Source organism: Bdellovibrionales bacterium (assembly GCA_016714165.1).
Classification (GTDB): Bacteria; Bdellovibrionota; Bdellovibrionia; order Bdellovibrionales; family UBA1609; genus JADJVA01.
Genome location: JADJNU010000001.1, coordinates 1,854,546 through 1,876,277, shown reverse-complemented (window position 1 = coordinate 1,876,277; position 21,732 = coordinate 1,854,546). Strand labels below are relative to the sequence as shown.

The following is a 21,732-nucleotide window of genomic DNA, read 5'->3' as shown; positions in this document are numbered from 1 at the left end:
GATTACTTTTGATCATATGAGAAAAGCAGTATTTATTGCGGGAGGGGGCACTGGCGGTCACATTTACCCGGCACTGGCGATCGCACACAGTTTGAGAGAGATGGCCCCTGATCTCCAGATTCATTTTGTGGGCTCTCGGGGTGGACTGGAATCGAAGATTATTCCTGAACAGGGGTTTCCTCTTCATTTGGTTCCCATAGGAAAACTCAATCACAACGTGGGCCTTGCTGAACGCTTGAAAACATTGGTCAGTTTGCCGATTTCGTTTGTTGTCAGCCTTTTTCTTTTACTCAAATATAGGCCTCTTATTATTATTGGAGTGGGAGGTTTTGTTTCGGCTCCGATTCTATTTACGGGGGCTTTACTTGGTTTTTTCACTGTCATTTGGGAGCCAAATGCTTTTCCAGGCTTGGCCAATCGGCTGTTGGTGAATTGGGTTAAGCTTGCCTTGGTCGGTTTTGAAGAGGCAAAAGCCATTTTCGAAAAAAAGAGAAAAAGGATTCAGATTGTTGGTCTTCCTATTCGGCAGGAAATTGAAAATCTCAGGAGTTTCGGATCTGAGGCAGTGCCTTCGCGAAATTTTTCAAGTCCAATGAGGGTTCTCATCTTTGGGGGTAGTCAGGGCGCGAGAGGTATTAATAATACCGTTTGCGAAGCATTGACTTCAGGAGAAGAGTGGTTACGAGATTTTGATTTTATTCACCAGACGGGATCGCTGGATTATTCCTCCATCAAAGAACGATATCAAGCGAAGGGCGCGAGGGTTAGCGTGAGAGAATATCTCCCGGAGATATTCAAAGAATATAGGTGGGCGGATTTGATTATTTGTCGTGCTGGAGCCAGCACAATTTCAGAGTTGGCGGCGGCCGAGAAAGCGGCCATTCTCATTCCATTTCCATTCGCTTCTGACAATCACCAGCAGCGAAACGCTGAAGCCGCGGTTAATAAGGATGCGGCGGTGATGGTTCTTCAGCGGGACTTTAGTCCAGAATGCTTTCGTGAATTGCTATTGAACTTAAGAGCAAATCCCCAAAAATGCGCAGAATTATCAAGAAACATGGGAAAACTTTATCACGCTCACGCGGCTGATGAAATTGCCCAAATTCTTATCAATGAAATTTCAGGGAAACAACAATGAATGAAATTCGAATTCGTTCTCAAAAATTGACCAATGCCAAAGTGCATTTTATCGGTGTTGGCGGGATAGGTATGTGCGGTCTGGCGGAGCTCCTTCATAATATGGGGGCGCGGGTATCGGGAAGTGATTCGGCTGAGAACAACCAGACGATGCGACTTCGAGAAATGGGTGTTTTGGTTTTTATTGGACAGCGACCCGAGCAAGTTGGCGATGCCGAAGTTGTCGTTTATTCGGGCGCAATCAAATCCCATAATCCAGAGTACCGCGAGGCGCGACGCAAGGGAATTCCTTTGATTCCAAGAGCTGAGGCTCTCGCCGAGATGATGCGCTTGAAGCGAGGCATCGCTATCGCGGGCACACACGGAAAGACGACGACCACGAGTATGACGGCCTCTGTTTTTTTGGCAGGGGAGGTTGACCCTACCATCGTAGTGGGAGGGCGCCTTGATGTCATTAAATCGACGGCTCAACTGGGGCAGGGAGAGTTCTTAATAGCTGAGGCCGATGAGTCGGATGGGAGTTTCAATCGTCTCTCCCCAGAAATTGTGATTATCACAAATATCGACAATGATCACCTGGACTACTATAAAGATTTCGGAAGTTTAAAAAATGCATTTTTCGATTTTGCCTCGCGAGTCCCATTTTTTGGTTCGGTCATTCTTTGTGGAGATGATCCAAAAATTCGAGAAGTTTTTTCTGATTTTCCGAAAAGAACTTTGCACTATGGTTTTAATTTGGAGAACGATTTTGTTCTTGAAGGTGAGAATGGAGAATATGTGGTGAAAACTTCAGGCGCCATTCTGGGTAAGCTGAGCGTTCCAATGCCGGGACGTCATAATGCGCTGAACGCTTTGGCGGCTGTGTTGGCTGGATTGGCTGCGGGATTGGACTTTGAAGTTTGCGCCAAAGGGATCAGCGGTTTTCAAGGGGTCGATCGAAGATTTCAAAAGATGGGAGAATGCAAGTCCATATCCTTTTATGATGATTACGGTCATCATCCGACAGAAGTGCGTGCTGTTTTATCGGCATTTAAGGAAAAGTTTCCAGAGAGACGAATTGTCGTACTTTTTCAACCCCATCGCTACTCTCGGACCCAGCTGTGCTGGGAGCAATTCCTGATTTGTTTTCGAGATGCAGATTCCCTCTTTCTTGCGGATATCTACGCTGCGGGAGAAGCGCCGATCGAGGGAATTTCCTCGCATCTTTTGGCTCAGCAGATCGAAATCACAAATGTTAGATGTCTTGACATCACTTCAGCAGATTCTCAGAGGGAGGTTCTTGGTTTTTTAAAGCCAGGAGATGTCTTTGTGACTTTGGGAGCTGGAGATGTTTGGAAATTTGGCGAGAAGGTTCGCAAATCATTGATTGGTGAGAAAGCGTGAACACCGAGGGACTCGTAACAAAGGGAGTTGAACTGGCTCCGCTTACTTCCTGGCGAGTTGGAGGCAAGGCGGAGTTTTTTGGATCGCCTCGCACCATCGAAGAGTTGGAATGGATTTTAGCGTGGGCCCATCAAAATAATCAACCCCTCACGGTCTTAGGTGGTGGCAGCAATGTTTTGGTGAGCGATGAAGGTGTATCTGGTTTGGTTTTATCAATGCGACTTCTTGCAGGAATAGATGCAAAGGAATCCGCGGGCAATTGGCGATTAACAGTGATGGCTGGAACTCATAAATCTCAACTGTTGAGATTTTTTCTTCAACGTCGGCTTGCACCTGCATTGTTCCTATCGGGTCTTCCTGGAGATGTCGGGGGTGGCGTTGCGATGAATGCCGGAGTGAGTGAAAAGCGGATTCCTCGCGAGTTTTGTGAGATTGTGGAATGGGTTGAAGTGATAAGGATGGAGGGAGGCAAACCCTTGAGAGTGACAAAGCCAGCAAGTGATATTGTTTGGTCCTATCGTCACAGCAGTGGTTGGCAGCCTGGTGTGATAACGAGAGTCGGTATTGCGTGGCCAAATCTGCCCGATGAGAATATTCCTCTTCTCGTAAAGGAAGTGAATCGGACAAGACTTTCCAAACAGCCTCTCGACCTCCCGAGCGGGGGTTCTGTATTTGTGAATCCGCCTGGTGAAAAGGCAGCAGGGGCCTTGATTGATGAGTGCGGGTTTAAGGGGTTCACGGTCGGCGGAGCCAGGGTATCTGAAAAACACGCCAACTTTATTGTGAACATTGGGGGAGCAAACGCCAAGGATATTCACTCTGTCATCCAACAGGTTAAGCAAGGAGTGATGGTCAAGACGGGAGTTCTTTTATCTACTGAGGTTGTTTATTTAGGCGATTGGCCTTAGGAGTTTTGTTGGATCTTTTGAGGGAAAGACTCTGCTCATATTGAGCAGAGTCTTTGGTATGACAGGTAAAACGGAAAAATGAATCTATTCGCAGAAACTGAGTGAGATGGCTCTTTCCTTTCCGTCTTGCGAGATGGTGGCAGAGCCACAGCCTTCGAAAGTGATGGATCCGGAGGAAGAAATGCTACCAGAGTAGTTTACTGATAGGCTTCCGGATATTGGGTGGCAGCAAGTAGAACTGTATTGGAGATTATTTGGAGTAAATATCGCGGTGTATTTTGCCAGGTTGTGATTGACTTCTAGTTCACCGCCGTTCACCAGTCGGCTGGCTCGATCTAAACCTCCAGTGATATGGATGGGTGTTAAAGTTCGGATAGAATGACTCATAAAAAGTTTGTTTCCACGACTCAGTTCATTGTTTTTTCCGAGGATTTCAAGATCCCAGCCATCTGATGTTTTTGTGAGTTTACCTCCACCAGAAATTGAAGTTCCACGATAATCAGAAAGGGCGGAACTGAACACTCGTAGTTCTCCATTGCGAGGTCCAATTATTCTAAAATCGTAGGTTCTATTAACCGAATCTCCAACAGCGCCGATGCCACATGTGGAGTCAGAATAGGAAAGTGAGACGGAACCATCAATGCTCAAAGCAGTTCCAGAGATATCACAATCCGAATAGGTGGCAGTTTTTACCCCACTGACACAGGATTCAGAGAAGGCCCGCGAACAAGTTGCTGCAAAGGCTTTTGGAAGCAAGGACTCTTGTATGGATTGAACAAACGTCTTGTGCTGCAAGTTAAGTGACGTGTATCCGATTCCGTTTTGGTCATCAACTGATCCGCTGATAGAAGTGATGGCGGATTCAGCAGTTAACTCAAAGGATTCATCGAGTTGACTTTGGTTGATTTTTTTTCCGCATCCGTTGATACACACGGCAAGTCCGACAACCGCAAGCAATCTTAGTTTTTCCAAGTATTCCGTTTTCATAAATTCCTCCGTTTAGATTTAAAGGGACACAGGATTGAAGCCCGACCGCGAACGGATAGTTGCGTTATAAATTGAAATAATTCCTTATTTTCTCCGAACCCATTAGATTTCTTAGGTAAATCAAAGTCGAGTTTCAGTAAAATGAATCGCCAGTGCTCGATCCTATTGCGTATAATGAGTAACAATTCTCTCAATGGTTCATTTTGAGACAAGGACGGGAAAAGTGGCTAAATGGTCGAGGAAGTTGTTGAGCGGTACAGCAGGATTTTTGATTGCCTCGACAATGGGAGTTGGTACCTATTGGGCAATCCAGGGCCCTTGGTTTGGTATTGAGCAAATAGAGATTGAGATGGATCCAGTCAGTGGTCAGGATGTTCTGTTTCAGAGAATTCAGGGAGATTTAAGGAAAAAGTACCAATTATTTAATGGCAAGAAGTTGTGGGAAGTATCCATTCAGGATCTTCGCTCTCTTGCAGAGAAGGATTCGCGAGTGAAACGCGCCTCTGTTTCTCGCCGATTTCTGGACGGCATTCTTGTGCAAATTCGACCTCGCGATCCCGTGTTGGGCTTGGTAGATAACCGTGGCAGAGTGTATCCAGTGGCCAACGATGCCAGTTTGCTGCCGGACCTGCCTCCTGAAGAGGCGCCGGATCTTCCTTATTTGAGGGGATCCGAATTTTTCAAGAAATCAGAAATGCGTTCCAAAGCTGTGAGCCTAATTGCGCAAATTCCTCCACAGGGGTTGATCAGTGTTGCCTCAATATCTGAAATACACTTTCTCCCCAAGGAGGGATTCCATTTTATTTTAAGACAAAAAGGGATTCGGGTGCTGATTGGCGATAGCATTCCAAGAATTAAGCTGAGTCACGTAGAGCAAGTGTTGAACTATCTAACCGAACATCAGATTGACGGACGCGTCATTGACGCCAGATTCTCCAAGAAAGTTGTTGTCAGGCTGCGTAATCAACCTTAGTTTGTGAGAATAATTCATTAGTCTGGGTTTCTTTCAAACAGTCGCAGGTGTTATAAACATAGTCTAGTGCGGGAGTAGCACTGCTTAACTGTGGCAGTTGAAGGTTTTAGCAACAGAGTGAACGCAGCATTGAGGACTTATGGCAAAAGTGACTAAGAAGAGCCATGTTGTGACCGGTCTTGATATCGGTACGACAAAGGTGGCTTGTGTCGTTGGTGTGGTGGGGGTTTCTGGCGGGTTGGACATTGTTGGAGTTGGAGTTGCTGCCAACCCGGGTATGCGCCAGGGCATAGTTATCAATATTGAGGCGACTGTCGAGGCGATAAAGAAAGCTCGTGAAGAAGCAGAGCTGATGTCCGGCATGTCAGTTTCGTCGGAGGTTTGGTTGAGTATTGGCGGTACTCACATCGAGTCTTTCGATTCAAGTGGAATGGTGGCGATACGACACCATGAGGTCACAGCCGATGATATTGATAGAGTGATTGAGGCCGCCAAGGCGATCGTAATTCCCACGGACAGACAGGTTCTCCATGTGCTTCCCAAAGATTATAAGATTGATGGCCAAGACGGAATCAGCGATCCTATTGGTATGTCAGGAGTCAGATTAGAGACGTCTGTGCACATCATTACGGGCAATGCATCGGCCGTTCAAAATGCAATTAAATGTACCGAAAGGGCGGGGCTTCAGGTTCGGGGATTGGTATTGCAGCAGTTGGCTTCAGCACTTGCTGTTGCCACTGAAGATGAAAAGAGTCTTGGATGTACCGTCATTGATATTGGTGGTGGAACCTGCGATATGGTCAGTTTTGTCCAGGGTAGTGTCGCTCACACCGCAGTGATTCCTGTCGGGGGTAATAATTTTACTCACGATGTTGCGATGGGTTTGCGGACGACTCAAATGAGCGCTGAAAATCTCAAAAGAAAATATGGTTGTGCTTTGGCAGAATTGGTGCCCGCTGAAGAGGCAATCGAAGTGGAGGCCGTAGGTGGGCGAAAGTCCCGAAGTCTTCCTCGTCGAGAGTTGTGCGAAGTCGTCGAAGCAAGAGCCGAGGAAACTTTGCAGCTTTTGCGGACTGAATTATCTAAAATGGATTTCTTTAAAAAAATAGGGTCCGGACTGATTCTAACCGGTGGCGGGAGCCTATTACCAGGTTTGGTGGAAATGGGCGATTTTATTTTTGATGTGCCGGTTCGTAAAGGTGCTCCTGATCGAGTTGGCGGTCTGACGGATGTGGTTCGTTGTGCGAGCTTTGCAACCGGAGTTGGTCTTGTTCTTTACGGATTGAGACAGGAAAAGCACAGGGCAACAGAGGTGGCGGTCGCGGTCAAGACGAACGTTTCTTTTGCAGATGTAACAAAAAAAATTAAAGATTATTTTGTGAGCGTTTTTTAGGATGGCTCCATGGGAGGGGTTATGTTTGAACTCGAAGAAAACACCAGCGTCGGAGCTTGCATTAAGGTTATAGGTGTCGGAGGTGGAGGCAACAATGCCGTTCAGACGATGATCGAAGGTGGTCTGACGGGCGTTGAGTTTGTCGTTGCTAATACTGACCGTCAGGCTCTTTCTGCGAATCGGGCGGAAAAGAAAATTAATTTGGGGTCGGAGCTCACTAAGGGACTAGGTGCTGGAGCTAATCCTGAAATTGGTAAACGTGCGGCGATCGAATCTTACAATGATATTGTAGAGACTCTTGATGGTGCCGACATGGTTTTTGTCACCGCAGGAATGGGTGGAGGAACAGGTACAGGTGGGGCTCCCATTGTGGCAAAGATTGCCAAGGAATTGGGAGCATTGACAATTGGCGTGGTGACCCGCCCCTTCTTTTTTGAGGGCAAAAAGCGCAAACGTCACGCGGACCTTGGAATTCAGGAACTTAAGGAAAACGTTGATACTCTCATTGTGATTCCAAACCAGAAGTTACTTTCTGTTTCGAGCGAAAAGACGCCCCTACTAGAGACCTTTAAAAAAGCTGATCATGTATTGTTACAGGCTGTGAAGGGCATTTCTGATCTGATAAATATACGTGGTTTGATCAACCTGGACTTTGCTGATATCCGCACGGTCATGGCTGCCAAAGGCATGGCGATCATGGGTTCCGGAGTTGCGCTTGGGGAGAATCGTGCGGTTGAGGCGGCGACAGCGGCGATTTCTTCTCCGCTTCTTGAGAACATTGCAATTGATGGAGCCACCGGAATCATTATCAATGTTACCGGCGGCTCGAATTTGACTCTTTGGGAGGTAAATGAGGCTTCGACTCTCATTACAGAAGCTGCCCATGAAGATGCAGAAATTATTTTTGGAGCTGTCATTGATGAAGAAATGGGCGATGAGGTGAGAGTTACAGTTATTGCGACAGGCTTTGGCGAGGACAATCAAACTACAATTGTCTCGGACCAAATTATGCGCCTGCAAGCCTTAGCAGAAGCCCAGGTTAACCAGGTGAATGCAATGGGGCAAAGACTGATGGATCAGATGGAATCTCGCACCATAGCACAAGTCTCAGTGAGTGCTGAAGTCGAGATGAGATCTCAGGCCTCAACTGCGTGGCATCAGTCGCAACAAGCGCCACCGGCTCTTCCTGAGGAAAGAATTGAAAAACTGACTCCACTTTCAGAGGATGAGGGGCTTGATCAGAGTCAGAGCGCAGAGGCTCAGACGAATTCTGGAGGCGATTTAGAAGGCACAGAAAGACCGCGGTTGCCTCGCGATATTCTTCTTGCTAAAGCCAAGGCCTATCGTGAGAGTCAGGCGAAAAATCCCTCTCATCAGCCGGAACAGTTAAGTATGGATGTCGAAGATGAAGGAGATGCTTTGGCTGCGGCGAGGCGCTTGGCGCGAGAGATGGCTCGCTCTCCATTTGATTCTGAGACATTGGAGGTTCCATCCTATCTGCGCAAAAAGCAGCACTCAGATGAGCAGAACAGTGATGGCATTTAGGGATTTGAAATCCTGCTCCTCATGATTTGGGTTTCCCTTGAGCATTAAGGCCTTGTTTATTTCTGATCTTCATCTCGTTGATCCAGATGATGAGCGGACCAGAATATTTTTGAATTTTTTAGGTCGTCTGGTGGGAAGAGAAGAATGCACCCACCTTTTTCTTTTGGGGGATATCTTTGATTTATGGATCGCCCATCATTCTTATTTTGTTGACCGCTTTCGCCCTATCATTGAGCAATTTCAACGCCTTCAGAGCGCGGGTATCGAATTGCACTATTTTGAGGGGAATCACGATCTTTATTTGAGAGATTATTGGCAGAATCAGCTCGGGGTAGTGGTCCACTCCGGTCCGTGCTATTTTACCTTGGATGGATTGGTCCTCCGGCTAGAGCATGGTGATCAAATGGATCCCGAAGACAAAGGATATATTTTTTTGCGCTGGTTTTTGAGAACCCCTGTTTTAAAATGGTTGGCTTACCATCTTTCCGGCAAAATAATTGTAAAGATTGGTGAGAAAGCCAGTCGAAAGAGCCGTCAGTACACAGGTCAAGTGAGGCGACAATGCGATCTTCTGGCAAAACAAAAGATGTTCAGTCATGCGGTCAGGACCTTCTCTGAGCGCCCTTTTGATATTCTCATAGCCGGTCATTTGCATGTAAAGGAAGACAAACAGATAACATTGCCTGGTGGTGTTATTCATCTGTTTAACTTGGGAAGCTGGCTTGAGAGTCCCCAAGTTTTGAAAATATCGAATTAACGGAGCTCAGACGGAATTCCATTGAATTCGCAGATCGATGGAGTAGGACCTGAGCAAGAGCTTGGTTGGTCATATGAGTGGTTGTTGCCCCGGTGACTCTGTATCGATTTTTAACAGTGAAGTGAGGGGTCGGGCATTTCAGTTTTTTCGTTGAAATCCAATATGTTGGAGTGAAATTCAAAATCCTTTTGATCATTCACTAGGCAGTGCCATTACTCCTGTCCAAATTCTAGTCACTGAGTGCAGGGGCCTGAATTCGTTAGCAAAAATTAAATTTTCTCAAATTGATTCACTAAAAATTAGACATCATGCGATGGGCTTGAGCTCCTTCTGTCATTGAGAGCTCCCCTGGGTTGGTACGTATCTTGGAATAGGAAAGATATGATGATTGTTAATTTTGAAACCCATAACTGAATCTTCAACTACCCCGTGTTGATTCAGTTCATAGGCCGATTCAGAGTTGCCCCTCTTTCGGTCTAAGCACCCCATACCCCAGGCCTCTCTCACTCCCCTGAGTGAGGCCTTTTTTTTTGATTTTGGAGAGAAACAAATGGAAAAGATAGGCTGGTCGAAAATAGCAGTGATCAAAAGGGAAGAGAAAGTCATATTCTTGATTACAGCGCTGGCAACCTTCTTGTTTATGGCAAGCATCACTCAAGGGAGTGCAGCTCCTTTGGAGATAGTTTTGAGATTTATTTTTTCTTCATTGTCTTCGATTCGATAGTCTCAAGAGACAAGTTTCAAATCGATGCTTCTGAATCTTGCAGCAATTGGCGGGCGTGGTCTCGACTCGTTTTGGTTATCTTCTCGCCCGAGATAAGACGTGCAATTTCTCCTATCCTGTCGTCACTCTTGTCCAAATATTTGACTTCTACTTCTATCTTTGCTTTTCCAGGACTTTTATGGATGAAAAAGTGATGGTCAGCAAAGGCCGCCACTTGAGGAAGGTGTGTGACACAAATGATCTGTTGGCCCTTTGCAATGGATTTTAGTTTTCTTCCCACTTTTTCAGCGGTCATGCCGCTGACTCCAGCGTCGACTTCGTCAAACAGGTAGGTCCGGGGAAGATCAGAAAGCCCTACAACTCTTTTGAGAGCGAGAAGTATCCGACTGAGTTCACCGCCGCTGGCAAATTTTGCCAGCGGTCGAGGTCCGTCGTTGGCCCCAGATGAGGTCGTGAATTCAACGTCGCTGATACCCGTTGGGCTGGGCTTTGGGAGTTGAGCTATACTGACTCCAAATAAAACTCCCTTCATATTAAGATCAAAGAGCTCCTTGTTGACTTGTTTGCTCAAGGGAACACTCGCCTTAACTCTCTTGGCATGAAGTTCTTCTGCGAGGATCCTGAGAGCCACGGTCAGCTCCCTTTCCTTCTGTTCAAATTTTGCCAGAGACTCATCAAAATTCTCTAGGGAATTAATTTCAGACACGACCTGGGTGAGTTTCTCGATGAGGTGGGCAACGTTTCCCCCATATTTTTTCATGAGTCGGCGACAATGCGAAATTCGTTCCTCAAGATTTTGAAGTTCTCCCGGTTCGATTTCAAGGCTGCGCCCATATTCGCGGAATTCATAAACGGCCTCTTCAATAAGAGCTTTCGCCGACTGGAGAGGTTCGAGCTTTTTAATCAAGTGTTCATCGATGGCACAAATTTCCTGACCCCTTTGCAAAACTCGATGGATTCGAACTAAAACTGAATCGTCATCGCCATAGAGGCTCTCTTCACTTTGTGAGCAGAAGTCAGCGAGCCGGTTGGAATTCTTAGCGCGATTAAATCGAGATTGTAATTCGTCCTCCTCTCCCGGCTCAATATTTAATTGAGAGAGTTCATCTCTTTGGAAGGTCAAAAAACTGAGGCGTTCATCTCTTTTGAGACGATCCTCTTTAAATTCTTGGAAACGCTGACTTATGGCCTTCAGCTCACCATATTTGGTTTGGACTTCCTTTCTCAATTCCCAAGTTCCAGCAAAGCGATCTAAAATATCAAGATGGTAGGACTTTGAATAGAGGTGACGATTGTCATGCTGTCCCGTCATTTCAATTAAGGGGGCTCCATAATGGCCATTCACTTCAAGCAAGGGAGTAACAATTTCTCTCAAACTATTTAGAGCCGTAAGGCCGCCATTTAAATAGACTCTGCTGCGTCCCTGCGGTGAAATCAGCCGTCGAATGACGAGCTGATCGTCGGAGGTGTCAATTCCGAGTTCATGCAGGCGATCTATGACGTCGGATCGGTCTTCGAGGTCAAAGGCTCCTTCGATTGTGGCGAACTCGGCTCCACTTCGTACGCTATCAGCGTGGGACTTATCGCCCATCAATAAAGCGAGGCTTTTAAGTAAAATTGATTTTCCGGCCCCCGTTTCACCGCTGAGAATATTTAATCCAGGCTGGAACTGTAAGCTAAGAGATCCAATTATTGCGAAGTTTGAGACCTTCAGTTCGACTAGCATTCTAACTCCTAGATCAGAAGACCGCCCGCGAGCCAAAATTTAACTTCTCACGGAGAAGGTCAAAATAGTTATGACTTGGGCGGCGCAAAACAAAATGATCGCAGGCATCCCTTCGAACGGAAACCTCATCTAAATGAGTGAGATTGCAAACAAATTGCCCATCGACGGTAAGCACGGCGTCGTGACGCCCCTTCTTGATCTTAAAGGTGAGAATTTTATCATCAGGAAAAATGATGGGTCGATTTGTCAGACTGTGAGGACAAATAGGGGTGACGACCAGCGATCTGACCTCTGGGTGGAGGATGGGACCACCAGAGGCCAAGTTGTAAGCCGTCGATCCTGTGGGCGTTGCGATGATGAGCCCATCCGCCTTGTAGTCACAAACATGGCGGTTTTCGCAATAGGTTGATAATGTGATCATGTGCCCTCCACCACCACGTTCGATTACAATGTCGTTGAGGGCTGTGCGCTGAGTGATGACTTTATTCTCTTGTTGGGTGGCTACTTGAATCATAGACCTGGGGCGCATTTCCATTTTGCCAGCAAGAGTTAACTCTAGATTTTCATACAAGGTTTCGAGGCGAGTTTCAGTTAGAAATCCCAAGGATCCCATGTTAACTCCTAAAATTGGTACTTTCCTGCCTTGCAAGAGCCTCACGGCTTCGAGGTAGGTTCCGTCTCCTCCAAGCACAACAACGAGATCAATTGTGTCTAAGTTTGAGGTCGCTGCAATGTTCACATCTTCGGGCCAATTCTGATCCTGGGTTCCGTATATCTGTCTTCCCTTTGCCTTCAACCAAGAAACCAATTCAATTGCAACTTTGCGGGCCTTTGTGGTTCCCTGTCTGTAGACAATCAGGACACTTTCAATCTTCTTGCTGTTGGGTTTCAAATTGTTTGCCATACTTCTAAATCAATCCAAGCTTACGAAGGAGAGCGTTTGGGTCCGGTTCACGTCCTCGAAAGCGCTTATAAAGTTCCATGGGATCTTCGCTTCCTCCTTTAGAAAGAATATTTTTTTCGAAAAGCTCACTGACGGTGGAGTCGAATAAGCCCTTTTCTTTGAAATACTCAAAGGCATCTGCGTCTAGCACCTCTGCCCATTTATAAGAATAGTAGCCCGCCGAATAACCACCGCCAAATATGTGCGAAAAGGAGGTTGAAGAGAGGGAGCCCTTTATATGAGGCAAAAGTCGACATTTCGCTGTCGCTGCTTCTTCATGTTGGCTTACGTCTGATATATTTCTGGGGTCAAGGTCATGCCACGAAAAATCCAAAATACAAAAATTCAATTGGCGAAGGGAATTGAATCCGGCCAAAAATTTGACAGAGTCCTTGATCTTTTTTGAAAAGATCTCTGGCATTTTATCCCCCGTTTCGTAATGAACGGCAAAAAGATCAAGAGCCTGCTTTTCGGAGACCCAATTTTCCATAATTTGTGATGGAAGCTCGACAAAATCCCAAAAAACATTGGTTCCAGAAATGCTTCTGTAGTGGCAGCGTGAGAGAAGAGAATGAAGCGCATGGCCGAATTCATGAAAGAGCGTTTCAACTTCATCAAGGCTAAGCAAACTGGGCTTTTTCTTTGTGGGTTTTGTAAAGTTGCACACAATTCCAACGTGTGGGCGCATCATCTTGTTCTCGAACATTCCCTGTTGATAATAATTGGTCATCCAGGCTCCACCTTTCTTGGTGGGACGAGGAAAAAAATCAGCGTAGAAAAGTCCCATGAACTCTCCAGTTCTCTCTTTGCTGACTTCAAACACCTTTACATCTTTGTGGTAAACGGGGAATTCTACTGTCTCTTTAAATTGCAGGCCGTAGAGGAGACGGGCATGTTCGAAAACCCCTTTGATAACCCTTTCCAGCTGAAAATAAGGACGAAGTTGCTCCTCATTAAAATCAAAAAGGGAGATCTTATACTTTTCGGCATAGTAAGAGAAATCCCATGGCATCAGCTGAGCGGGACCACCCATATTAAGGGCCAGAGACGTAACATTGGCCAATTCCTTTTCTGCTGCCGACTTTGATGCCTTAAGAAGTTTGTCGAGGAACTGATGAACCCTTTCTGAGCTCTTCGCCATACGTCGACGTAACACGAAGTCGGCGTGAGTCTTGTACCCAAGGAGGACTGCTCTTTCGAACCTCAAATTTACAATTTTTTTGATGAGTTCCAAATTGTCAAAGGTCCCCCCATTGCAACGGGAATGATAGGCCCGCCAGACAGTTTCACGGTGCTCGCGGCGGCTAGAATACTTTAAAAAGGGAACAAGGCTTGGAGCATCGAGAGTGATGAGCCATCCAGTTTTGCCCTTTTCTTTCGCAGCGTATGCGGCTGCATCGATAGATGACTCTGGCAACCCATCTAACTCCTTTTCATCAACAATATGTAGTTCAAAACTCATGGTTGCTTTGAGAACATTCTCATTAAATTGAGGAGAAAGCTTCGACAAGTCTTCGTCTATTGCGCGAAGTTTTTCCTTTTGGGGAGCTGTCAGGAGTGCGCCATTCCTCGTAAAGTCAAGATAAGTGTTCTCCAGAAGAGTTTGCTGCTCAATTGTAAGATCACTCTGAGACAGCCCTTTTTGCATTTCATAGACTTCTTTTACCCTCTCAAAGAGTTTAGAATCGAGCAAAATATCGCTGGAGTAATTTGAAAGCTGGGGCCCAATTTTTTCAGCCAAAGCCTGTAGTTCGTCACTTGTATCGGCGTTGAGGAGGTTGTAAAAAATAGACGAAGTCAGATCGACATTGTCGCCAATCAATTCTAAGGCTTCGATTGTATTTGAGAAAGTCGGTGGCTCGTTTCGATCGCGAACCTTCTCAATCTGAGATTTAGCCTCGGCTATGCTCTCCTTGAGGGCCGGAAGAAAATGTCCAGCCTTTATCTCCGGAAAAGGAATGGCGCAATGCCTAATCTCGGATCGCTTCAGAAGAGGATTGGTCAAACTTTCATTTGGATTCGTATTTTTCTTGCTCATTGTCTCAACCTACTCCTTCATTTAGAAAGGAGCAAGTGCCACTCTAGATTGGCGACTGAGGGTGAAAATAAGATTTAGAATTGGCCTAAAACTGGGCCCAACACCATTGTAAGGTACCCCAAAACACACTGTTGCATTTGCAGTTGCTAGTCCCCATCTGGCAGCTCGCGAGAATGGGGTTGCCAGGAGCCCAAGCGCGACCGTAGTAGAGGCTGTTGAGATAGGCTTGCGTAAAAGTGGCCTCCAGAGTTATACGGTTGACACAGACAATAGTTCCACCCATGAGAACCGGATAAAAAACCCCCTGGTTGTAAGCGCCGCATCCATTTCCGGTATTGGTATTATATGGAAAAATTCCGTTATTGTTATTAAAAAGATTGTTGAAATTGCATTCGACTCGATTTCCTGCGGTGTCCAGGTAGAAACCTCGAGAGGCGTCAAATCGAAAGTTGCTGCAACTGTTCGGGTCTCCATTTGTGCAGGTCACAACATTGTTATTTGCATCATAATAGAAGCCGTTCCGGTAGGCGTAATTCGAACAAGCATTGCCAACGACGGGAGCCGGAGTTACAGCGACAACAGTGCTGCCGGAATTCTTCTTATCTTTTGTGCAGGAAGAGGTCATTACGGCAAGCAGGCCCAGGCCCACGAGGTACAGATTTTTCATAACTTTACCACTCCAAAGACAATATCCAATTTGAAATAGATCAATTTTTCAGATCAATAGAGAGGCAAGTTTAGTGCCAGTCATTTCGATGCCCAAGGAATCTGAGTTTGAAAGGAAGTAAAAGTGGTGACAAAAATGGTTAGTCAGCCACAGGGGAGTGACAGTAAATGCCAGATTTAAAATGATTTGAAGGCGTATTGCTGCCTCATTCCTTAAACCGAGGCCCGGATAAAATGAATATGAAATCAGGCCAGATGGCGGCTCACAGCTGGCTTGAGAAAAAGGCCTGAACAAGCTCTTTTGGTAGCCACTCGGCCCGATAAATTTGGAAAGGTAAATCGAGTTTCTCAGTCCCAATAAGAGTGCGCCATTTCCATACAACCGACCCTTGGGGGGTCACCTCGATAATGGAGCTGCGGTCACAACCGTAAGAAATGAGTGTGTTTCCGTTCTTTAGTCTTTGGGCTGAACCAAACACATCACAATTCATAGCGCCAATTGGATTTTCAGTAAAGGACCAAACAGTTTGATGTGTGAGAGGGTCGATCTCAACTACCGATGAGGCCGAACGGCGATTGCCATTTGGTATGGGCTGGTTAATGAACATCAAAATGTGGCCATTTTCCAACCATCTGGGTGAATGTAATCCCAGCTCCGCGCCCTTATGGATCCACACAATTTTCTGAGTCTTTCGATCAATAATAAGAGCGACGCCATTGTGATACTCAGTGACGAGAATATTTCCAGCAGAAAATTGGGGATGCGACTTCTCCAAATGGTTGGGTGGAATTATTTGGACTGAGTTTACGTGCGTCACGTTGAGGGATCCTTCGTCTGGGTTCCCCTTTGCCGTGGGGTTAGGTGGACGTATGGGACCCCACGGACGTAAAAACTCGGTTAGTTCCTCTAGGTGTTCGTCGAAACTCCACCGATAAATCTCTTCGCCTTGTGGACTTAGTCCCAGGATATAGTCTATTTTAATTGTTTGATTTTCCCTTTTAGCTAGGTCCAGTCCCTTAGCCCAAATCGAGTGATCAATAGGCGAAATGGATATGTCATGGTCTATCCTAGCTTGAAAACGCCATTCTACAGAATTTCCATTGAATTTCACGATCTCTTCCTGAGCATCTGAATTAGTAATCCTGGCAATAACACTGCCATCGGAAAATATTCTGCAAAGAGTGCCTGGAATCAAGCCTCGTGCAATTCCATCCATTGTAATGAGGTGGCATTCCCCTCCAGGTGAGTTATATAAAATATATCCATTCTCCGAAAGTATACTGTCCGGGGACCAAGTAATAACTCCATTTTCAGAAATTTCCTTCAAATAAGATTGCCGATTTAACTTGACCATTGCTGAGCTCAGAGCGGCCACGACAGCAAAGAATATTCCAGAAAAAAATATTCCAATCCAGAGAGTATTAGGTCTGCCAAGCTGCCACATAACTGAGGAATTCCTATTCGAATTGCATTGAGCCTGTTTGATGATAATATTTAGTCTGCCTGCTTCGGGTAAAGGGAATCGTGTTAGGGTCAGGACCTTGGCCTTGCAAACAGGTATCCTTACTGAGAATACAATTGGTTTGTTCTGTTGATTGAATCTGATATTTGAAAAAAAGACATGTGGCGCGTTCATAGTCATTTTTATGGAGTGAGGTAAGAATTCAGTGTGTTATCAGAGTTAAGTTACAAAGTGATCTATCCTGAATACTCTTCAAAAGGAATGGCAAGGCCCAAATGCAAGATAAATCAAATACAAAAAATGCAGTTCTAGTTGGCATTCAATTGCCAAATCTCAGTGTCCAAGATCTTGATGGCTCCATGCGTGAACTCAAGGGTTTGGTGACGACCTTGGGATACCAGGTCATAGGACAAGTCACACAAAAGAGGAAATCTGATCGATCGGCTTCAATTCTTGGCAAAGGAAAATTAAAGGAACTGGCTCTATGGACTGGGGGTTCGGGCGAAATCACCATGATGGCTGAGCGTAAGCTCAGTAAAGCGGCGGTCAAATGGGAAGAAGATTATTCAGAAGATTATGCAGAAGAAGATGCAGAAAAGGAAAACGACGAGAAAGTTGAGGGAGAGTTAGTCCTGATTTCTGAGCAGGAAATGGGAACCGCCCAAATTGTGGTCGTTGACACGGATCTTTCGCCGTCTCAATTGCGAAATTTGGAAAGCGCAGTCGGTGTTCCTGTTCTTGATCGAACGGGGGTCATCATTGAGATTTTCAGTCGTCATGCACGTACGAGGGCTGCCCGTCTGCAAGTGGAGATTGCAAAACTCACGTACGTGGCTCCGCGGTTGCGAAAAACCGGCGGTGGCGAGGATCGCTTGGGTGGTGGAGTGGGTGGCAAAGGCGCAGGCGAAAGCAAATTGGAACTGGATAAGAGGAAGATTCGTGATCGCATTAAGGAACTAAAATCAGAATTAGCTTCAATCGGCAATGAGCATCAAGTCAGGCAGGCGCGAAGGGGGAAGGAGTTGACGGTTGCAATTGTGGGTTACACCAATGCAGGGAAATCTTCTTTGATGCGAGCGATGACAGGAAGTGAAGTATTAATTGCTGACAAGCTTTTTGCCACCTTGGATACAACAATTCGCCCTTTATACCCCGAAAGTCGTCCGAAGATTCTGTTGTCAGACACGGTGGGATTTATAAAAAAACTGCCCCATGACTTAGTTGCTTCTTTTAAATCCACTTTAGATGAGGCACTCAGTGCCTCTCTTTTGCTTTTTGTGGTTGATGCGGCGGACAATTCTTTTCGTTCTCAGTTGGAAGTAACAAGAAAAGTGTTAGCCGAAGTCGGAGTTGGTGATACGCCAAGTTTGCTGGTCTTGAACAAGAGAGATCGTATTAGCGTGGCGCAGGCTGCGGAGCTTAGCAAGGAGTTTCCCGATGCAGTGCTCATTTCAACTCGAAATCAAGAAGACCTTTTAAAATTGCGAAATCGGGTGATTGCTTTTTTTGAAACAAATATGTCAGATGAGGACATTTTTGTGCCCTACACTGTCGCCGGAGTCGTTGGCGAGATTCGCGGAAAAATGCGAGTTCTGAGCGAGTCCTACGATGAAGCTGGAGTCACACTCAAAGTGAGGGGGACATCCGAGGATTTTTCTAGATTGAGAAAAATGGTGACAAAGCTATAGCAATTGAGTCCAGTGAAGTGAACCTAATTCCTTGCCTTCCGAGGTGGCCAGTGATGTGATTGGATGAGCTGAGCAGGGGGTAAAAATGGAAAGATATTTTTTGTGGTTCATTGCATTTCTTTATTTCTCAAACCTCGGATTCTTTTCAATTGTTAATCCGGCCAATGCTTTGGTTGAAAGAAAGGCTTTGGAAAGAAAAACGCACCAATATTTCAGTGATGGCGTTTTTATCGGTGGGAAAGCTGGCCGTGGCTTTTCGTTAATAGGCGTCGATCGTAAGCTGGGCAAAACCACCCAGATGGAGCGCATTTTATTTGATATTGGAGATGAATTGGGCGCCCCAGTCAGTGAGAGTCCCGGGTATTTTCATATTGAGATCAGTAAAAAGAATAAGCAGATTATTGTCGATTTGGCGCAGGCTCAACGTTCTTTGCTGAGTGAAGAGGACCTGCGAAAAAAATTGTCTGGATCACCCTATATTCAATTGGCTCGGGTTATTTATGATCCGGAAGACAAAGCCACATCTTTTATTTTGAAAATGAAGCGGGACTTGAAAGTTGAGGTTTTTAGTCCTCAGAAAAAAAGGGAGCCAGGGCGAATTATTTTGGATTTGAAGCCAGAGACTGTCCAAACTGAGGGGCGCACTTTGCCTGATAGAAGTGCCATTCAAAAGAATTTTCAAATAGGATCGTTCAATGAGTGATCGAGATTTCCATTTTATTCTTAGATCATCTTTTTTGATACTTTTGGCTTTTTTGGTTTTTTGGGAAATGGCAGCTCAAGCAAGGGTATTCAATCTTCAAAGTGAATACCTTGCCTCTTATCTGAGAGGAACAGCGGGTACTTCAAGGGCGGGAGATGAAGCATTTCGTTTGGCTGGTGGTTCCGGGACTAGCTACGAGGATGAGGTGTCATACAATTTTTCCGGGGAGATTGGATTTTTGTTGCGATTCAAGGGGCTTGTAACATTTCGAATAGGTGGAGAATTACTCCAAACAAAGCCGCTGGCATCTATCCCTGGAAGAAACGCTTCCGGTGTTGACCTTTTTTCTCTTCATAGTGATGTTCTTATCTTGCAGCCAACCGCAACACTTGAAGTCGACCTTCTTTCTTTTAATGAATCGCGAGCCTTTTTCTTTGCCGGCGCAGGCCTCTCTGCCGTTACAATCGAAAATGAATTTGTCATGACGGCTACGGGTACATCTGAGTTAGGTGGGATAACTGATTTCACCGAGAAGGCCGTTGCGAATCAAATCAGCGGGCATGCAGGATTTGGCTACGAAAGACTGCTGACGGACACGGTGACGGTTGCGGCTGAGTTGGGATACCGCTACTTACCAGTCCCAAAATTCAAAATGTCAAACAATGCCACAACCATAGCTCAAGGTGTTGCGAGTAAAAATGATACTCTATTGAATGGTGATGGATCCAATCGACAGATCGACATGACGGGCTTGTTTGCCAGCCTTGGATTTCGATTTTACATTGACTTTGTAAAGTAATGAGATTCTTTGATCCAAAAAATCATAGGATTTCCTTATCAATTCCGTAGAGCCTATCTAGCACGTCCTTGTATTTCTCATCACAAAATCCACGCCGTACCTTCATGCTTGGAGTGAGCTCTCCCGTTTCTACAGAGAAGTCTTTGGGCAATATTGCAAAATTCTTGATTGATTCAAAGCTAGCTAGCTCCGAATTTGCCTCAGCAACTGCCTCGCGGATGGCTTCAATTACTTGTGGATTTTGCGATGGATGTTCTCCGTCTTTCATCTGGATCATTTTTTGGAGAATAAATTCGGAAATCGCATTTGAATCAAGTGTGATTAAGCAAACAATATATTTTCTTCGATCGCCGTGAATAAGTGCATGAGAAATATATCTATTCATTTTGAGAATCGTTTCAAGACGATGTGGGTTGATATATTTCCCTCCTGACGTCTGGATCAGATTTTTCTTTCGGTCAGTTATATGCAAAAATCCCGAATTTGTCCATTCGCCGATGTCGCCTGTTATCAGATAGCCGTCATGAGTTTTTGCCTCAGTTGTTCCAATAGGATTTCTGTAATATTCCTTCATTACCTTTTTGGATTTGATAAGAATTTCTCCATCTTCTGCTAGCTTTATTTTTACGTCTCCAAATGGCTTGCCGACCGTGCCGAGTTCATATTCAAGAGGAGTGTTGATCGTCACAGCTGCCGTTGTTTCGGTGAGACCGTAACCCTCGAGAATTAATATTCCCGCCAAGTGAAAAAAGCGAGAAATGTTCTCGTTAAGTGGAGCTCCGCCGGATATGGCAAAACGCAATTTTCCACCAAGCTTCCTTTTTAGGGGATCAAAAATAAGTCTTTTTGCAATCAGATACGGGCCCAGATCAAAAATTGGAGGACTGGACCTGTTTGTTCGATAACGACTGAATTTATGACCTGTTTTAATCGCCCATTTGAAAATCTGATGTCGGAGGGGATTTGATTCGATTTGAGTTTGAATTCCATAATAGATCTTTTCAAATATTCGCGGAACTCCAATGAGAATGGTGGGTCGAATCTCCTGAATGTTTTTTCCAATTGTTTCAAAATTTTCCGCAAAACTCATCGTGAAGCCTGAGTATAGTGAGCCCCAGCTCTCTACTCGACCTAAAATGTGAGCAAATGGGAGAAAGGTGAGTGAAATATCGCGATGATCGACTGACATGAGGGAGAAAAGTTCAGTCACCTCGCTCATGATTTGGGAATGAGCAAGGACAACGCCCTTTGGATGGTCAGTTGTTCCCGAGGTATAAATGATCGTGGCAACGTCTTCACTTTTGACATTTCGAATTGAATTCTCGAGAAAATCTGGATTCTTTTGACAAAAGCGACGACCAGTAGTGATAGCTTCACGCCACCCCGTCCATCTCGTGTCCTCTATTGAACCTTCACTGAAAACCATAACTCCCTTCACTCCAGGGCACTTATCCCTGATTTTTTCCCATTTTGAAAGAGCCTCTTGGTTTTCACAGAGCAGGTATTTGACCTCTGCGTGATTCAATAGAAGATGGATTTCATTTTCGTGAGTAGAGGTATATAACGGGACCGTAACGGCACCTAGTCCCAGAATGGCCAAATCTGCGATGTACCACTCAATTCTTGTCGATGAAAGAATGGCTATGTGATCGCCCTGACTAAGACCGCGAAGACTCAGAAAACACGCCAGGGATTCTACCTCTCGGTAAAGGTCCCTCCAGCTCCAACGGATCCAAGAATGTCCTGTTTTAAACGCGACCGCCGTATGTTCAGGTGGCCGCTTGCGTGCATCCAAAAGAAAGTGGATTATCGTTTGACTCATTGCTTAGAATTATCGTTGGTTGCTTCGATTGGCAAAGGCAAAAAGGCAGAAAATCCAATTGGTTTCCGTTAACAGAG

The 21,732-nt window shown here is 45.5% G+C and carries 18 protein-coding genes; 11 read left to right on the top strand and 7 right to left on the bottom strand.

Annotated elements, in window-relative coordinates; all coding sequences use genetic code 11:
- Positions 1-16 precede the first annotated feature (16 nt).
- The 3 genes from murG to murB are packed head-to-tail and all read left to right on the top strand — an operon-like array spanning position 17 to position 3,428.
- Positions 17-1,138 carry an undecaprenyldiphospho-muramoylpentapeptide beta-N-acetylglucosaminyltransferase gene (murG, locus tag IPJ71_08390; GenBank protein ID MBK7843697.1) on the top strand — a complete coding sequence of 374 codons (1,122 nt, stop codon included), beginning with the start codon at positions 17-19 and terminating at the stop codon, positions 1,136-1,138.
- Positions 1,135-2,520, top strand: coding sequence for a UDP-N-acetylmuramate--L-alanine ligase (locus IPJ71_08385; GenBank protein MBK7843696.1), 1,386 nt, complete (start codon positions 1,135-1,137; stop codon positions 2,518-2,520). Before murG ends, IPJ71_08385 begins: the two co-directional genes overlap by 4 nt.
- Positions 2,517-3,428 carry a UDP-N-acetylmuramate dehydrogenase gene (gene murB / locus IPJ71_08380; GenBank protein ID MBK7843695.1) on the top strand — a complete coding sequence of 304 codons (912 nt, stop codon included), beginning with the start codon at positions 2,517-2,519 and terminating at the stop codon, positions 3,426-3,428. The genes IPJ71_08385 and murB overlap by 4 nt, the downstream gene beginning before the upstream one ends.
- Before the next feature lie 84 nt (positions 3,429-3,512).
- Here the strand turns inward: murB and IPJ71_08375 are convergent, their stop codons facing one another.
- On the bottom strand, positions 3,513-4,415 hold the full coding sequence (locus tag IPJ71_08375; protein MBK7843694.1) for a hypothetical protein: 903 nt from the start codon (positions 4,413-4,415) through the stop codon (positions 3,513-3,515).
- Positions 4,416-4,638: 223 nt separating this feature from the next.
- Here IPJ71_08375 and IPJ71_08370 point away from each other — a divergent pair, with 223 nt between their 5' ends.
- The 5 genes from IPJ71_08370 to IPJ71_08350 all read left to right on the top strand — a co-directional run bounded on the left by IPJ71_08370 (position 4,639) and on the right by IPJ71_08350 (position 9,807).
- A complete protein-coding gene (locus IPJ71_08370; protein MBK7843693.1) occupies positions 4,639-5,388 on the top strand; it encodes an FtsQ-type POTRA domain-containing protein in 750 nt (249 codons plus the stop codon).
- Positions 5,389-5,527: 139 nt separating this feature from the next.
- Positions 5,528-6,781, top strand: coding sequence for a cell division protein FtsA (gene ftsA, locus IPJ71_08365; protein ID MBK7843692.1), 1,254 nt, complete (start codon positions 5,528-5,530; stop codon positions 6,779-6,781).
- Positions 6,782-6,802: 21 nt separating this feature from the next.
- Positions 6,803-8,326: a cell division protein FtsZ gene (gene ftsZ / locus IPJ71_08360; GenBank protein MBK7843691.1), complete on the top strand. Its 1,524-nt coding sequence runs from the start codon at positions 6,803-6,805 to the stop codon at positions 8,324-8,326.
- A 37-nt stretch (positions 8,327-8,363) separates the two neighbouring features.
- Complete coding sequence (locus IPJ71_08355; GenBank protein ID MBK7843690.1) at positions 8,364-9,083, top strand: UDP-2,3-diacylglucosamine diphosphatase; 720 nt, start codon at positions 8,364-8,366, stop codon at positions 9,081-9,083.
- Between the two features lie 550 nt (positions 9,084-9,633).
- Entirely contained in the window at positions 9,634-9,807 is a 174-nt protein-coding gene (locus IPJ71_08350; protein MBK7843689.1) for a hypothetical protein, read from the top strand.
- Positions 9,808-9,823: 16 nt separating this feature from the next.
- Here IPJ71_08350 and recN read toward each other — a convergent pair whose 3' ends face one another.
- The 5 genes from recN to IPJ71_08325 all read right to left on the bottom strand — a co-directional run bounded on the left by recN (position 9,824) and on the right by IPJ71_08325 (position 16,817).
- Positions 9,824-11,533 (bottom strand): DNA repair protein RecN, encoded by a 1,710-nt coding sequence (recN, locus tag IPJ71_08345; protein MBK7843688.1) that lies wholly within the window; start codon positions 11,531-11,533, stop codon positions 9,824-9,826.
- Positions 11,534-11,546: 13 nt separating this feature from the next.
- Positions 11,547-12,437 (bottom strand): NAD(+)/NADH kinase, encoded by an 891-nt coding sequence (locus IPJ71_08340; GenBank protein MBK7843687.1) that lies wholly within the window; start codon positions 12,435-12,437, stop codon positions 11,547-11,549.
- A gap of 4 nt (positions 12,438-12,441) precedes the next feature.
- On the bottom strand, positions 12,442-14,514 hold the full coding sequence (locus IPJ71_08335) for a M3 family metallopeptidase (GenBank protein ID MBK7843686.1): 2,073 nt from the start codon (positions 14,512-14,514) through the stop codon (positions 12,442-12,444).
- 85 nt (positions 14,515-14,599) lie between these two features.
- On the bottom strand, positions 14,600-15,181 hold the full coding sequence (locus IPJ71_08330) for a hypothetical protein (protein MBK7843685.1): 582 nt from the start codon (positions 15,179-15,181) through the stop codon (positions 14,600-14,602).
- A gap of 262 nt (positions 15,182-15,443) precedes the next feature.
- Complete coding sequence (locus IPJ71_08325; protein MBK7843684.1) at positions 15,444-16,817, bottom strand: hypothetical protein; 1,374 nt, start codon at positions 16,815-16,817, stop codon at positions 15,444-15,446.
- 101 nt (positions 16,818-16,918) lie between these two features.
- Between IPJ71_08325 and hflX the strand changes: the two genes are divergently transcribed.
- From hflX to IPJ71_08310, 3 genes are all read left to right on the top strand, one after another.
- Positions 16,919-18,331 carry a GTPase HflX gene (gene hflX, locus IPJ71_08320; GenBank protein MBK7843683.1) on the top strand — a complete coding sequence of 471 codons (1,413 nt, stop codon included), beginning with the start codon at positions 16,919-16,921 and terminating at the stop codon, positions 18,329-18,331.
- 85 nt (positions 18,332-18,416) lie between these two features.
- Entirely contained in the window at positions 18,417-19,034 is a 618-nt protein-coding gene (locus IPJ71_08315) for a hypothetical protein (GenBank protein MBK7843682.1), read from the top strand.
- Positions 19,027-19,833, top strand: coding sequence for a hypothetical protein (locus IPJ71_08310; protein ID MBK7843681.1), 807 nt, complete (start codon positions 19,027-19,029; stop codon positions 19,831-19,833). Before IPJ71_08315 ends, IPJ71_08310 begins: the two co-directional genes overlap by 8 nt.
- A 22-nt stretch (positions 19,834-19,855) precedes the next feature.
- On the opposite strand, the gene IPJ71_08305 is transcribed toward IPJ71_08310, so the two are convergent.
- Entirely contained in the window at positions 19,856-21,655 is a 1,800-nt protein-coding gene (locus IPJ71_08305) for a long-chain fatty acid--CoA ligase (protein MBK7843680.1), read from the bottom strand.
- Positions 21,656-21,732: the final 77 nt, after the last annotated feature.